Source organism: Flavivirga amylovorans, from assembly GCF_030540875.1.
Classification (GTDB): domain Bacteria; phylum Bacteroidota; class Bacteroidia; order Flavobacteriales; family Flavobacteriaceae; genus Flavivirga; species Flavivirga amylovorans.
Map to the genome: position 1 here is coordinate 929,281 of NZ_JAUOEM010000001.1, position 16,115 is coordinate 945,395.

The 16,115-nt window shown below is 32.7% G+C and carries 13 protein-coding genes; 8 read left to right on the forward strand and 5 right to left on the reverse strand.

Translation table 11 applies throughout. The features are described from left to right. Window positions 1-40: 40 nt before the first annotated feature. The 5 genes from Q4Q39_RS03775 to Q4Q39_RS03795 form a co-directional block, all read right to left on the reverse strand. Window positions 41-712 (reverse strand): helix-turn-helix domain-containing protein, encoded by a 672-nt coding sequence (locus Q4Q39_RS03775; RefSeq protein WP_303281035.1) that lies wholly within the window; start codon window positions 710-712, stop codon window positions 41-43. A gap of 675 nt (window positions 713-1,387) precedes the next feature. After that, window positions 1,388-2,674, reverse strand: coding sequence for an adenylosuccinate synthase (locus tag Q4Q39_RS03780; protein ID WP_303281036.1), 1,287 nt, complete (start codon window positions 2,672-2,674; stop codon window positions 1,388-1,390). A 13-nt stretch (window positions 2,675-2,687) separates the two neighbouring features. After that, a complete protein-coding gene (locus tag Q4Q39_RS03785) occupies window positions 2,688-3,140 on the reverse strand; it encodes a Fur family transcriptional regulator (RefSeq protein WP_303281037.1) in 453 nt (150 codons plus the stop codon). 26 nt (window positions 3,141-3,166) lie between these two features. Further along, the gene (locus Q4Q39_RS03790) at window positions 3,167-5,386 is read right to left on the reverse strand and encodes a RelA/SpoT family protein (protein ID WP_303281038.1); all 2,220 of its coding nucleotides are present in this window, start codon (window positions 5,384-5,386) and stop codon (window positions 3,167-3,169) included. Window positions 5,387-5,458: 72 nt separating this feature from the next. Continuing rightward, entirely contained in the window at window positions 5,459-6,031 is a 573-nt protein-coding gene (locus tag Q4Q39_RS03795; protein WP_303281039.1) for a non-canonical purine NTP diphosphatase, read from the reverse strand. Between the two features lie 151 nt (window positions 6,032-6,182). Here Q4Q39_RS03795 and hpf point away from each other — a divergent pair, with 151 nt between their 5' ends. From hpf to Q4Q39_RS03835, 8 genes are all read left to right on the forward strand, one after another. Continuing rightward, on the forward strand, window positions 6,183-6,482 hold the full coding sequence (gene hpf, locus Q4Q39_RS03800) for a ribosome hibernation-promoting factor, HPF/YfiA family (protein ID WP_303281040.1): 300 nt from the start codon (window positions 6,183-6,185) through the stop codon (window positions 6,480-6,482). Window positions 6,483-6,503: 21 nt separating this feature from the next. After that, window positions 6,504-6,863: an MmcQ/YjbR family DNA-binding protein gene (locus tag Q4Q39_RS03805; protein WP_303281041.1), complete on the forward strand. Its 360-nt coding sequence runs from the start codon at window positions 6,504-6,506 to the stop codon at window positions 6,861-6,863. Between the two features lie 324 nt (window positions 6,864-7,187). After that, window positions 7,188-7,718 (forward strand): RNA polymerase sigma-70 factor, encoded by a 531-nt coding sequence (locus Q4Q39_RS03810; RefSeq protein ID WP_303281042.1) that lies wholly within the window; start codon window positions 7,188-7,190, stop codon window positions 7,716-7,718. Window positions 7,719-8,389: 671 nt separating this feature from the next. After that, window positions 8,390-8,920 carry an RNA polymerase sigma-70 factor gene (locus Q4Q39_RS03815; protein WP_303281043.1) on the forward strand — a complete coding sequence of 177 codons (531 nt, stop codon included), beginning with the start codon at window positions 8,390-8,392 and terminating at the stop codon, window positions 8,918-8,920. Between the two features lie 89 nt (window positions 8,921-9,009). After that, entirely contained in the window at window positions 9,010-10,197 is a 1,188-nt protein-coding gene (locus tag Q4Q39_RS03820) for a FecR family protein (protein ID WP_303281044.1), read from the forward strand. 97 nt (window positions 10,198-10,294) lie between these two features. Continuing rightward, window positions 10,295-10,741 carry a hypothetical protein gene (locus Q4Q39_RS03825; protein WP_303281045.1) on the forward strand — a complete coding sequence of 149 codons (447 nt, stop codon included), beginning with the start codon at window positions 10,295-10,297 and terminating at the stop codon, window positions 10,739-10,741. A 539-nt stretch (window positions 10,742-11,280) separates the two neighbouring features. Further along, complete coding sequence (locus Q4Q39_RS03830; RefSeq protein WP_303281046.1) at window positions 11,281-14,556, forward strand: SusC/RagA family TonB-linked outer membrane protein; 3,276 nt, start codon at window positions 11,281-11,283, stop codon at window positions 14,554-14,556. 20 nt (window positions 14,557-14,576) lie between these two features. Next, a complete protein-coding gene (locus tag Q4Q39_RS03835) occupies window positions 14,577-16,004 on the forward strand; it encodes a RagB/SusD family nutrient uptake outer membrane protein (protein WP_303281047.1) in 1,428 nt (475 codons plus the stop codon). Window positions 16,005-16,115: the final 111 nt, after the last annotated feature.

Here is a 16,115-nt window from a genome sequence, read left to right on the forward strand (position 1 = left end):
AAGCAAGTACAAGTATGAGAAGTTCGGTATTTCTATAAAGTTATATATCTCGGACACTTTTTTTGTATTCTATGGGAGTTTTCCCTGTTAATTTTTTAAAAGCGGTATAAAAGCTAGATTTAGAATTAAAACCTGCCTCTAAGCCAATAGCAATAATAGTATAATTATCATACTCAATATTAGTTAACATAGCCTTGGCATCATTAATTCTTAGTGAGTTTATATAATCATTAAAATTAAAATTGGAGTTTTTATTTATAATTTGTGATATATAACCTTCACTTAAATTAAGATCGTTAGCTAGAGTTTCTAAAGATAAATTAGAGTTTAAATAACTTTTATTTACTTTAACATGGTTTTCTACTTTAGAAAAACCTTTGGTTTTCTTTTGCTCTACTAGTAAATTCTTTTTAAAATTGATAATTCTTTTTTTTCGTAATTCAATTCTTTTTTTCAATTGTTGCGATTTGGAAATACCAACATATCCAATCCAATATACCAAAGCAGAAATGCCAATCCACAGGGGGTAAAATATAAATGATTTATTTAAGTTATAAATTATCACGATCAAAAGAGCTGCAAACCAACATGAGCATATAATTAATCCAGTATAAATAAGTTTTTTTAACCAGTCAGTTTCAGATTTAACCCAAGAGATATTAAAACTTTTGTCTTTTTCATGTATTAGTATCATTTTATGTACTAAAAACATAATTAATAGGTTAAAGACGAATGAAAAAAACTCTAGGTATACATATATACCTCTTTGAAAATGAGATACAATTTTATTTATACTATCATTTGAATATACTAATAGTATGTAGATAATATGAACAAGTAAGATTATAAAAAAAGGTAATACAAGTAATGATTTAATTTTAAAGTTAAGTTTTTTACGGCCAATAAATTTATGTACATATAAATAGAACATAGGTAGAATTAACCAATGCCAAGGAACAAATATATAGCTTAAAAATTTATATTTGTTCGCGATCTCTGTGTCAATTAACCAATATTGAAAATTACTTAATGATAAAAAAAGTACAGTAAGTCCTAAATAAATAGTATTATTCGTTATGTATTTTTTTTGACCGAGAATAATTAAGCTGAAAATAATACCATGTACTACACCAGAAATAATTATTAAATTATAAATATTAAAACTTAGGGCATTCATAAAGCAAATGTAGGAAAAAATACCACTTTACGAGTGGTGTTTGTTTTTAACTTTTGAGTTTTTTTCAAAGGAGAAACTTTCTTTTAAAAATTGTTGCCCTCAAAGAATGTGGTTTTATCTATTAGATGGTTTTTATGATGTAGAATAGAATAAAACAAAACCGCTCCAAAATATTTTGGAGCGGTTTTATATAAATAAGTATTATATGTTTTAGTGAACCAACTGTTCTCTAAAAATAGTCTGTTTTCTATCTGGCCCTACAGAAACAATAGTAATAGGAATTTCTAGTTCTTTTTCTAAAAATTCAATATAGTCGTTTAAAGCTTGTGGTAATTGAGAAGCTTCAGACATTTCTGTTAAATCTTCTTCCCAACCATTAAACTCTGTATAAATAGGTTCTACGTTTTCTGGTTCAATATTATAAGGGAAATGTTCAATCACGTCCCCTTTATATTTGTAAGCGGTACATACTTTTAAGGTTTTAAAACCAGAAAGTACATCGCCTTTCATCATCATTAATTGTGTAACACCGTTAACCTGGCATGCATATTTTAAAGCAATTAAATCTAACCAACCGCAACGTCTTGGACGCCCTGTAGTAGCTCCAAATTCATTACCAATGCGTGCCATATCTTCTCCATCTTTATCGAAAAGCTCCGTTGGGAAAGGACCAGAGCCTACTCGTGTCGTATAAGCTTTAAAAATACCAAAAACATCACCAATTTGGTTTGGTGATACGCCTAATCCTGTACAAGCACCGGCTGCAGTTGTATTGCTGGATGTTACAAAAGGATAGGTCCCAAAATCAATATCTAATAACGATCCTTGAGCACCTTCAGCAAGAATCGTTTGCCCAGATTTCTGTGCTTGATAAATATATTCTTCAGAATCGATAAACTTTAAAGATTTTAAAACGTCTATAGCTTTAAAAAACTCAACTTCAAGCTCTGCTAAATCATATTCTATATCTACATTGTAAAAAGAGATCATAGATTCATGCTTATCTGCTAATGCTCTATAACGTTCTTTCCAGTCACTTAATTCTAAATCACCTATACGTATACCATTTCTTCCAGTTTTGTCCATATAAGTTGGACCAATACCTTTAAGCGTAGAGCCTATCTTGGCCTTTCCTTTGGACGCTTCACTTGCAGCATCTAATAAGCGATGCGTAGGCAAAATGATATGTGCTTTACGGGAAATAACTAAGGATTTTCTATAATCTACATGTTGTTCTTCTAACTTGTCTAGTTCTCCTTTAAAAATAACAGGGTCTATAACAACACCATTGCCTACTAAATTTGTAGCATCGTCATGGAATATACCAGAAGGAATGGTATGTAACACATGTTTTCTGCCATTAAATACCAAAGTATGCCCTGCATTGGGACCACCTTGAAAACGTGCAATAATATTATAGTTAGAGGTTAGTACGTCAACAATTTTTCCTTTGCCCTCGTCTCCCCATTGTAATCCTAGTAGTAAATCTACTGCCATTGTAAAAAATTAGTTAAGTGTTTGATTTTCTATTTCCGTAAAAATAGAGTGAATGGTTATTAATTTCTATATCGAAGATTTCTTCGATTGTTTTTTTGATAGATTGAATTCTAGGGTCGCAAAACTCTATAACTTCCCCAGTATCGGTTAGTATAACATGATCGTGTTGTCTATCAAAATATGATTTTTCGTAATGTGCTTGGTTCTGTCCAAACTGATGTTTTCTTACCAAACCACATTCTAGAAGTAATTCTATAGTATTGTAAAGAGTAGCACGAGACACACGATATTTCTTGTTTTTCATGCTAAGATATAAGGATTCTATATCGAAGTGTTCTGTGTTATTATAAATTTCTTGCAGTATAGCGTAACGTTCGGGAGTTTTTCGGTGCCCGTTATTTTCTAAAAAGCTAGTAAATACGCCTTTTACTATGTCTTGATTTTTTGTATCTGCCTTTGCATTCATAATTTCGTCGCAAATTTACACTTTTTTTAAACTCTAGTAACCTTATCTATACCATTAATTTTTTTTAATTTTTCTAAAAGCTTTTTTATTATGGTATTATTTTTTACAACAACATTGATTTTTCCAGAAAATAAGCCGTCATCACTTTCAAAACTTAAGCTCTTCATATTCACGTGCATATTGTCTGAAATGATGGAAGTTATATCGCTAACTAATCCTATGTGATCTATTCCTGTAACTTTAATTTTGGCTAAAAATTCTTGTTGCGAAGAATCAATCCACTTTGCTTGCATAATTCTGTAGGCATAATTAGATTGTAAACTAAGTGCATTTGGACAATTCTTTTTATGAATTTTAATACCTTCATTAACGGTTAGAAAACCAAAAACTTCATCACCAGGAATTGGATTGCAACAATTAGATATTTTATAGTCTAGTTTCTCTTCTTCTTTTCCAAAAACTAAAGAATCGTATTTAGCAGTAACTTCTTCTTTTTCTAAGTCTTCCTTTTTTATAGTTGCTTTTCGTGTAATTTTATTTTTAATAAAACTCATTAAAGCATTACTTCTGGAAGCTGCGTAGCTTTTAATCATGGTATTGTCAATAGTACCAATACCAACCCTGTAAAATAAATCTAAACTTGTTTTAAGTTTAAAATAGTTAACTAGTTCGTTTGTAGAAGCTTCATTTAGGGTGATTTTTAGCTGTTTTAATTTTCTTCTAAGAATTTCTTTACCATCTTCACCAATACGTTTTTTATCTTCTTTTAAGGCTGATTTTATTTTACCTCTAGCTCTAGCTGTGGTAGCATAATCTAACCAGTTTGCATTAGGTTTTGCTGTTTCAGACGTTAAAATATCTACTTGATCTCCACTTTGTAATTCGTGACTTAATGGTACTAATTTACCATTTACTTTAGCGCCTCTGGTTCTCATACCTACCTCGGTGTGAATACTAAACGCAAAGTCTAATGATGTGGCGCCTTTGGGTAATGATTTTAATTCTCCAGTAGGTGTGAATACAAAGATTTCCTGAGAATAAAGGTTAAGTTTAAATTGCTCAACAAAATCTACTGCATTTGTGTCTGGGTTTTCTAAAGCTTCCTGAAGTTTATTAATCCAATTTTCTAAGTTGTCTTCTTTCTCGGTATCTTGTTTGTACTTGTAGTGAGCCGCATAGCCTTTTTCAGCGATTTCATTCATACGTTCACTTCGTATCTGAACTTCTACCCAACGACCTTTAGGTCCCATAACAGTAATATGCAAAGCTTCATAGCCAGTAGATTTAGGAGAAGAAATCCAATCACGGAGGCGTATGGGGTTAGGTCTAAAGTGATCTGTTACTACGGAGTATATTTTCCAAGCATAAAACTTTTCATTAATCTCATCGCTTCTATAAATAATTCTTACTGCAAACTTATCGTATACTTCATCAAAAGACACACCTTGTTTAAGCATTTTTTTTCTAATAGAAAAAATAGACTTAGGTCGTCCTTTTATAGTATAATCAAAATTTTCTTTATTTAATGAATTCCTTATTACCTCACTAAATTCTTCAATATATTTATCTTGTTCCTCTTTGCTTTCTTTTATTTTATCAAAAAGATCATTGTAAACATCAGGTTCAGTATATTTTAAGCCTAAATCTTCAAGTTCGGTTTTAATGTTATATAAACCAATTCTGTGTGCTAACGGGGCATAAATATATAATGTCTCCGATGCTATTTTTTCCTGTTTATCAGGACGCATAGAGGCCATGGTCTGCATGTTATGGAGCCTGTCTGCAATTTTGATAATAATAACACGAACATCATCATTAAGCGTAAGCAGCATTTTACGGAAGTTTTCAGCTTGTAAAGACACATTCATGTCTTTTTCTTTACTTAATGAAGATATTTTTGTGAGCCCATCTACAATGGTAGCTATCGTTTTTCCGAATAACTTTTCAATGTCTTTTATGGTGTAGTCTGGACTATCTTCAACAACATCATGGAGTAGGGCAGCAGCAATAGACGTGCCGTCTAATCCAATCTCTTGAGCTACTATTTTAGCCACAGCTAAAGGATGAAAAATATAAGCTTCTCCAGATTTTCTACGTTGGTCCTTATGGCCATCTATAGCAACGTCAAAAGCTTTACGGATTAGTTTTTTATCATCGTCAGATAGCGTCGTGTAGCTAACTTTTAATAATTCTTTGTAGGCTTTAGTAATTGCTGCATTTTCTTTTTCAATATCTTCCTCTGTCATGGATTAAAAGTAACATAAAGAATATTAACAACCAACATGATTTTTGGTTTTTTATACCTGATTTTTTAAGAGTTAGGAATTTAAAAAATCGACTAATTGAAGAACAGCTTTCCCTCTATGACCAATGTTGTTTTTAAGAGCCAGGTCCATCTCTGCAAATGTTTGCTGAAACCCTTTTGGTTTGAAAATAGGATCATAACCAAAACCAAGTTTACCATTTTCAGTATACGTTATGTCTCCTTCGCATATACCTGTAAAGGTGTGTTGTTTATTGTTAAGTTGTAATGTAATAACTGTTTTAAACTGTGCAGCTCTGTTGTCTTTATCTTCTAGCTCAGAAAGTAGCTTATTCATATTATCATTAGCATCGCGTTGTTCACCAGCATAGCGAGCAGAATAAACCCCAGGTGCTCCATTTAATGCTTGTACTTCCAAGCCTGTGTCATCGGCAAAACAATCATATCCATAATGAGTTTTTACATATGTGGCTTTCTGGATGCTATTGCCCTCAATCGTATTTTGAGTTTCAGGAATATCTTCAAAGCAACCAATATCATTAAGGCTTAATAATTTAATATGATTAGGAATTAAAGCCTGTACCTCTTTTATTTTATTAAGATTATTGGTAGCGAAAACGAGTTGCATAAATAACATGGGTTTTAAGGAATCAAAAATACGACTATATGGATTTATAAATAGAAATATTTTATAACTTTTTTATGATTTTTGTTACTATGAATTATTTGAAAAACGAGTATCTTAGATCAAAATTCTAACATAAAAAATAGAAATAATTATGACAGTAAATATTCAGTATGTAGGTGTAGATGTAAGTGAAACACTTTCGGCTTTCACAGAAGAAAAATTAAAAAAAATATTTAATAGATATGAGTTTTTAATAAGTGCTAGTGTGCACTTTAAACAAGATGAAAAAGAACATAATATTGGTAAAATTTGTAATATAGAATTAAGTTTACCGGGACCTCGAATTTTTGCTACATCTAATGAACGAAATTTTGAAGTATCTGTTAGAGAGACTATTAAAGATTTAGAGCGTCAATTAGAAAAAAGAAAAGAAGTTTTTAAAACGCATTAATACGATATAATATTCTAAAAGGTGAATATTGAAGCATATAGATTGTATTGTTTATCTAAAAAGGGAGTAACCGAATCTATTCCATTTTCTAAATTACCCCATGTTCTGGTCTTTAAAGTAAAAGGTAAAATGTTTACGGCCACCGATATAAATACCTTTGATAGTTTTAGTATTAAATGTGAGCCAGAAACAATAGAAGAACTTCGTATACAATACGATGCTTTAGAAGAACCTTCATATTTTAGTAAGAAACATTGGAGTAGAGTAGTGATTGATGGTTCAATTTCTGATAAAGTGTTATATGAATGGTTAGATATTTCTTATCGTTTAGTAGTCGCTAAACTTACTAAGAAAGAGCGATTGGAATTAGAGCATCTATAATGAATACGAATGCCCCCTTAAAGCACACCCTATAATTTATTTTTATAGCACTCAAATTTTACAAGTGAATAAATCTGTGATAGGGCTTCATGTTATAATATAATGCAATTTTGTTGTCATTTAAGGAATGACAAAACAATTTTGGGTTTATAGAAATAGTTACCCCCGAGGCTTTGTCTCTGGGGTAACTATTTTTAAGAAATCCTTTATTTTTTAGGAAAAACTTTAATTATATTAGCAGGTTTATTGAAGACGTATTTTTTATTCCTCCCCAAAGACACAGAAAAAGGGTATATCTCTAAGAACCTTTTCTAAAACGAATAAATGGATCAAAACAAGACACGTCAGTTAACTTTGAAGGAGTTTGAAAATATTTTCAATCGCCTATATGATTCATTATGTCTTTTTGCTTATAAGTATGTTAACGATTTAGACCTTTCTGAAGATATCGTTCAGAATGTCTTTATAAAAGTATGGGAGGACAAGGTTTCTTTTCGAGATCAAGATAAGGTAGTGGGTTTTTTTTATACTGCTGTAAAAAATAGAGCTCTCGATTTTTTAAGAAGTAAATATGCTAAAGATGTCAAGGCATACCCTTCACAGGATATAGAAACTCTACAAACGGAACATTACTTTTTATCGGAAGCTATTGTATTAGAAACATCAGATGTTATTGAAAGAACAATCCAATTGCTACCTAATAAATGCGCTGAGGTCATTAGATTGAGTCTTGAAGGTTTTACAAACAAAGAAATAGCCGAAGAAATGAACATATCTATTTATACGGTCAAGGAGTATAAAAAAAATGCCTATCAAAAATTCCGAGAAACTTTAAGTTATTTAAGAATTAAATAAAACTTTTTTAATTTTTTACCCCCTCTCTTTGTTTTCCTTTACGTTATAATTGTATACAGTTGTAAGTAGTTGTGTACAGCTGTTGTTGTTTTTTCTATTTATGGACAGTTTAGATAAAATTAAATCACTTTCATAAGATTGCAGCTTCGTTATTAAAACGTGGAATCTAGTTGATTTAAAAACATTTAATACGCTTACCATAGATGATAAAATATATGCTTTTTGGTATGACTGATAGAAGTAAAAGAGAAGAGCGTTTACAACTTATAAATAAATTAAATAAGTAGAAAACCAATATTATTATCATAGTAATAAAAAGTAAAGATATGCTAAATAAAAAATGATGTTATCAACACACTCTAACTTTAGTTGATAGCTTTATTAAAGTCTTATCTTTTAAGTTCAAGGCTCTGTTACAGAATTTTTTGTGTTTTGACCCAAAAGGTTAAAACCTGTGCTCAATTTGATTGGGTATAAAACCAGTGAAATATCTCTATGGCTATGCTTAAGCTTCGAGAATAGTTGGTTTCAGTAAATTCTTTATTATTCTAGAAACACTGTATAATTGTATTATCCAGCTTCTGGAAGATATATTTTAATATCCCTAAAAATATAGTGACCGTTCTTATTTAAAATGGATGCCCCTTTTAAGAACCTTTTTTAACGAATAGATGGATCAAAACAAGACACACGAGTTAACTATGAAGGAGTTTGAAAATATTTTTAATCGTCTCTATGAATCATTATGTCTTATTGCTAATAAGTATGTTAATGATTTAGACCTCTCTGAAGACATCGTTCAAGATGTTTTTATAAAAGCATGGGAGAATAAGGTGCCATTTAAAAATAAAAACAAAATTGAAGGATTCTTTTATACAGCAGTAAAGAATAAGTCTCTTGATTTTTTGAGAAGTAAATATGCTAAAGATGTAGAAACGTATTCTTCGGAGGGTTTAGAAACCCTACAAACGGAACGTTATTTTTTAAGGGAATCTGTTATAATAGAAACATCAAGTCTTGTTGAAAGAGCATTGGAATTGTTACCTGATAAATGTGCTGAGGCTATGAGGTTAAGCATTGAAAGTTATACAAACAAAGAAATAGCTGATGAAATGGACATATCCGTTAATACGGTCAAGGATCATAAGAAAGTGGCCTATAAAAAGCTCCGAAAAATGTCAGGTTACTTAGGAATTACTTAAGAAGTAAATGATTTTTTTTAATCTTTTACCCCTCCCTTTCTTTTTCTTTACGTCATTAATATACACAGTGACTATTAATTCTTTAATTTATGGACAATTCGGATAAAATTAAACCACTTTCGGAGAAGATTGTTACTTCGCTATTAAAAGATGAAACCTCCATCGATTTAGATACATTTAATACACTTACCGAAGATGATAAGAAACATATCCTTTTTAGTGTTACTAATAAAAATAAAAGAGAAGAACGTTTACAGCTTAAAAATAAATTAAATAAGCAAAAAGCTTGGAAGGCGATAATCGATAGCGAAAAACAAAGTAATACTAAACGAAAAATGATTTACTGGTATAGTGGGATAGCGGCATCCATAATCCTTTTACTTAGTATCACATTTTTTTCAAATAAAAACGATGAATTAATTAATACAGCAATTGTAGCAAAGAACAATATCGAAATAGGCACGGACAAAGCTATTTTAACATTAGAAGATGGTTCTGAAGTGCGTTTAGAAAAAGGCCAGATTTATCAAGCAAACAATATCACTAGCAATGGCGAAGAAATAATATATCTACTTACAGAACAGGCAGATCATACAGAAGCAATAACAAATGAAATTGCTTATAATACACTAACGGTTCCTCGAGGGGGACAATTTCAACTAAAATTATCAGATGGTACTAAAGTTTGGCTAAATTCTGAATCCCAACTAAAATATCCAGTAGAATTTAATGGTTTAGAAGCTAGGAAAGTAGAACTTGTTTATGGCGAAGCCTATTTTGATGTGTCATCAAGTACATTACATAATGGCATGAAGTTTAAGGTGTATAATCAATCTCAGGAAATTGAAGTTTTAGGAACTGAGTTTAATATCAAAGCTTATAAAGATGAGACAAACATTTATACAACTTTAGTAGAAGGTAAGGTAGTTGTTAACTACCAGGATAAAAAACAATCCCTTGAGCCTAACCAACAATTAAATCTAAATATCCAAAATAATAACATAAGCATAATAACCAAAATTGACAATACGTATAAAGAAGTTTCCTGGAAAAAAGGCGAGTTTAATTTCAAAAACAAGACCTTAAAGGGTATCATGAAAACGCTTTCCCGTTGGTACGACATGGAAGTGATATTTGAAAATAAAGATGTGGAAGACAAAATATTTACGATCTCATTCCAAAAAAGCTTTTCAATAGAAGAGATTCTGTCATCAATTAAATATGCAAATAGTATCAATGACTATTATATAAACGGTAAGACATTAACCATCAAGTAGAATACGGCATGTAAAAGTAACCTGCAGCACTATTTTAAATAATAAGCTAATGGTGGTATGCATACTAAATAAAGTTAAGAATTAAATAGCCCTAGCCATGAAAGCAAATATAATTTTATTCACACTATTCGATTTTGATCAGAATACTAATAACAACAGGGATAATATCACAAAAATAATAGATGATATTACCGTAACCTTATCAGGTTGTTCTAGACTTGAATTATCCCCAGGTTCAATAAGAGGTGAAGCCCCAAATCTCACCTCTGTTGGCCTAAATGGTATTAATGCTATGTCCTTTACAGTGAAGGAATCTGCGATTGAATATGATGATTTGTCAGTCAATTCTTTTCAAACATGGTCTAATGATAATGATTCAAATTCGGTAGCGTATATGTTGCATATAAAAGATGTCTCGGGTTTAAAGTTTATACGGGTATATAATGATTTAAGGCAAAAGGTGCTACAGATTAAAGGCATCGATGCAAGCCATCTAACAAAAGGTTTGTATTTTTTCAAAAATCTACGATTCAGCAGATTATAGAAACTAAAAAATATAAAGACGACGAACCAGTTAATGCGATAATATAAAAGCACATGAAGAACAAATAAAATAAGACAGCAATTTCAAAAAGGGAACGGGAATGGTTTATGATTTATTACGGGAGAGATTAATAAATCTGGACTGTTTTCGCCCTTTTAGATTAGGGACAGTGTATAAAAAGTTTAGAGAAAACTAAACCTAGAGCTTAATGAGTCATTTGGAAGTAGTCAAGGAGTAAGAAAAAGATGAAGAATAATATAAATTAAAGGTAAAATAGGTTTATCTTTAGTTTGATAAAAAACAAAAGCTAACCTTATGAAAAAGATATAACTATTTTAGAATATTAAAATTGAACAAGTAAAAATGAACATAAAATAAAGCAGGCTCAAATACATAAAGGAGGAACGTAACTTATACATAAATAGTATGAGGCTACATTCCTCTTTTTTAATGTTAATCACTTAATTAAAAAGTTAACTAAAAAAACAATCAAACTAACCCATGTTTTTTATTTAAAAAACACGCTCTCAAAACATATTATGCGTAAATTTATATTGTTGATGTGTATCACATTGTTCAGTTTTATACCAAAGCATACATTCTCTCAAAATAATAAGGTTGTCATAGGTTCACCCATGGAGGTAACCGTTTATGAAGTATTCGATATTATTTATGCACAAACGGATTATTCATTCATTTATGAAGACATTTGGTTTAAAGACCTTCCTAAAATAACACTTAAAAAAGGAGCCGTTCGCGTTAAAAAGTTATTAAAAATGAGTCTTCCAATGGAAGATTTCAATTTTGCCGTCATGGAGAATAATATCATTTTAATTAAGAAGAAAATGAGTGATAACAAGCCTCGGCAGCGAAGACTTTCTGGTATCGTTTTAGATGAAGCAGGTCTTTCTATACCGGGCGTCACTGTTTTATTAAAAGGCTCCGTAAAAGGAACCATCACCAATTTGGACGGTCAGTTTAGCATCACTGCTGCCCACTCGGAAACTGTTTTAGTATTCTCATCATTAGGGTATAAAACGCAGGAGGTCACCATTGATGATCAAAATAGTATTAATGTAACCCTTAAGGAAGACATTTATAAATTAGAGACTGTAGAAATTGTGGGATACTATTACAAAAGATCTCAACGAGAGAATCCAGGGAACGTTTATAAGATAGATGCTAAAACCATAGAAAAGCAACCTGTATCAAACCCATTGGCAGCTATGAATGGTTATATTCCAGGCGTCAATATTGTTCAAAACACGGGACTTCCCGGTAGCGGTTTTAAGATAGAGATACGTGGTAAAAACTTTATAAATGCAGGTACTGAGCCGCTATATATAGTAGATGGTGTCCCTTATAGTTCCGAATCATTATCATTCCCTCTTGTTAATCCTATTTTACCAGAAGAAAGTCCGCTGAGTTTGATCAATCCTTTTGATATTGAAAGTATTGAGGTGTTAAAGGATGCAGATGCCACGGCTATTTATGGGTCTCGTGGAGCAAACGGTGTAGTTCTTATCACGACCAAAAAAGGCAAAGCAGGAAAAACCCAAGTTAAAGTTAATGTTACTACGGGGTTGGCAAGTGTGCCGCACTTTATAAATTTATTAAATACAGAGCAATATTTAGAGATGCGATTGGAAGCGCTTACCAACGATGGTTTCACGCTTCAAACAGCGCCTTCTCATATACAAGGTGCTATGCCGGACTTGTTTGAATGGGATCAAAACCGTGATACAGATTGGCAGGAGGTGCTTATAGGTGGTACAGCTTACCGAAACACGGGTCAGCTGTCTTTTTCAGGAGGTAATAAACAGACGCAGTTTCTATTTAGTGGCAGCTATCAACATGAGACGACAGTATTTCCAGGAGATTCAAAATATAGGAAGGCTTCTGTACAAAATAATATCAACCACCAATCATTAAATAAGCGTTTCCAGATAAATGTTTTAACGAACTATGTTGTTGACGACAACCGCCTCCCTCTTGGTGAACTTACAGGAGAAGCCTATAACTTGGCACCAAATGCTCCGGCACTCTATAATGATGCTGGTGATTTAAATTGGGATGGGTGGACTCCAACCTTGGTTGATAATCCGTTGAGGATGTTAGAAGGAGAATATCGTGCCAAGAGTAAAAACCTTCTATTAAGTTCGGTGATTTCTTATTATCCTATACCAACTCTGGAATTTAGAGCTAATTTAGGTTATACAGATTACCGTAGGGAGGAGTATAAAGCTTCTTTACATACAAGGTTTAATCCTGCTTTTGGATTCACAAGTGCTACAGGGTCATCAATTTTTACTAATAGAGTGTCACGGCAATCTTGGAATGTGGAGCCACAGATTAAATGGGAGAAAAACTTGGGTAAGGCGAACCTTAATATTCTGATTGGCACTACATTCCAACAACGCTTAACAAGTCAGGTGAGTATCTCTGGAGAAGGTTTTCAAAATAACAATCAAATCCTGGATGTTTTTGCAGCCAATAACATCACAGATGGGGTAGATCAAGAATCCAAATATAATTACCATGCGGTATTTGGGAGACTAAATTTTAAATGGGCAGGAAAATATATTATGAATCTCACAGGGCGGCGAGATGGCTCCAGTAGGTTTGGACCAGGTAAACAATTTGGCGATTTTGGTGCAGTAGGTACCGCTTGGATTTTTTCTAAAGAAACTTTCTTAGAGAATCATAAGCTTTTAAGCTATGGGAAGCTTCGTACTAGTTATGGTGTTACTGGTAGTGATAATATAGGAAATTATGGCTTTTATAATACCTACGAAACTCCGAGTGATGCAAACTATAACGGACCGATAGTACTTCCAAACAAGTTATTCAATCCAACTTTTGGATGGGAAGAAAATAGAAAGTTTGAAGTTGGTCTTGAATTGGGCTTTTTAGACGATCGCGTACTGCTTACAACAGCATGGTACAGCAACCGCTCTTCAAACCAATTGTTGGGGATTCCTTTACCTAGAACCACAGGTTTTAATTCTGTAAATGCCAATTTTGATGCTACGGTAGAAAATACAGGTCTTGAAATAGACTTTAGGTCTGTAAATATTAAAAGCAACCATTTTAAATGGACCACAACTTTTAATATGTCGCTACCCAAAAATAAACTGGTAAGGTTTGATGGATTGGAACATACTACTTTTGCAAATCAATATGTAGTAGGACAGCCTTTAAATATTCAAAAGCTGTATCATATGACTGGTGTTGATACGGAAACAGGTGTGTATCAGTTCGAAGATTATAATAAAGATGGTGTTATAGATCCTAGTGTTCTTTCTGAAGATCGTCAATGGATCGAGGATACAGCTCCAAAGTTTCATGGAGGTCTGAATAATATTTTTAATTACAAAACCTTGAGTTTGGAGATTTTTTTCCAGTTTAAGAAACAAAGAGGAGTTGATGTTTTCTATAATTCAAGAAACCCTGGTGGTTTTTCTAATCAACACGGGTTTGTATTAAATCGTTGGCAGGGAGATGGAGATGAAGCTTCGGTGCAGCGTTATACCATAGGTAGAAGTAGTGAAGGTGCCGAGGCAGTCACTGCTTATTTTAATTATCGTAATAGCAGTGCGCGGTATACGAATACATCTTTTATCCGACTTAGAAATATTTCTTTAAGTTATGCCATCCCAAAAGAGTCTATTTCTGGACTGGATGCTAGTATTTATCTTCAAGGACAGAACCTCTTAACAATTACAAAATCCTTAAAGGTAGATCCAGAACACTCAAGAATGACTGCGCTTCCTATATTACGACACGTAACTCTAGGATTAGAATTAAGCTTTTAACATGAAAAAATTAGACGTTTATGAGATTTAAATACAGGGATACAGCACTATATCAATGTTTTTTTATATTAACTTTCCGAAGATGCAATCTATTATATCTAACTATTTTAATTGGATGTTTAACGGCCTGTACAGATTTTGTAGAAATAGATCTACCAAAAAACCAATTATCAGGAGAGTCCATTTTTGAGGATGCATTAGAGACTGAATCTGCGATCCATGGTGTCTACTATCAAATGCGTACCAGTGGATTAGTCTCTGGTGATGATTTGAATGTTGCTATGGGTGTATATACCGATGAGTTGGATTTTTATAAGCTCGATCAAGGAGAAGCATTGGAGAATTACCAAAATCATACGGTAGAATCAAACGATCTTATTGTAACAAATTTATGGAACAGTGCTTACACCCAAATTTATACGGTCAATGCGATTATAGCCGGTGTTGAGAGTTCGACAGGTCTGACTACGGAAGATAAAGGTAAGTTTACAGGAGAAGCCTTGTTTGTAAGATCCTATCTACATCTATTGCTTGTAGAGCTTTTTGGAGATATTCCTTATATTACTGGGATAGATTATGTAGACAATAAAGATGTAACACGTATGCCTAGAGCTTTGGTCTATAATTATATTATAGCAGATCTAAATTTGGCTGTAGACTTATTGTCTGATGAGGATATGAGCGGAGAGCGTGTACGTCCCTACGCTGCAGTGGCAGAAGCAGTGCTTGCCCGAGCCTATTTATATACTCAACAATGGGGCTTGGCAGAAGCAATGGCAGGTCGGGTCATTACAAAGTTTGGAGCTTTAGAACCAGATTTAAACAAGGTCTTTTTAAAAGAGGCCTCAGGTACGATCTGGCAATTTAAACCCAATGCCGATGGGAAGAATACCAACGAAGGAACAAGGTTTATATTCACCACTGGATCTCCATTTGATATAGCCATGAGTAGCCTTTTATTTGATGCATTTGAACCTGGTGATCTTCGTCAATCTTCTTGGTTAAAAAACGTTAGTAATACTGCAAATACACAAACTTGGTACCATGCTTTTAAATATAAAGAACATAGCAATACAGATAGTTCTGTAGAGTATTCGGTGCAGTTACGTTTAGCAGAACAATATTTAATCCGTGCCGAATCGAGAGCACATCTGGGGAATACCTCTGGAGCACAAGCCGATATAAATGCAGTTAGAAACCGGGCAGGCTTAAACAATACAACTGCTATTACCTTAAATGAATTATTGGATGCTATTTTGCAAGAACGTCGTGTTGAATTGTTTACAGAACAAGGACACCGTTGGTTTGATTTAAAGCGTATGGGAAAAGCTGCTGAAGTATTAGGACCTATCAAACCCAATTGGAAAGATACCCATATATTGTTACCCATTCCAGATACGGAATTAACACTTAATCCAAATTTATTACCGCAAAATGATGGTTACTAAGGGACTAGCTAAAAAGTAAGTTTGTCATTCCTGCGAAGGCAGAAGTCGAAAGTCAAGAATGACAAACTTTCGTCATCTTATCATTCGACAGCTAAAAAAATTAATGCAGGT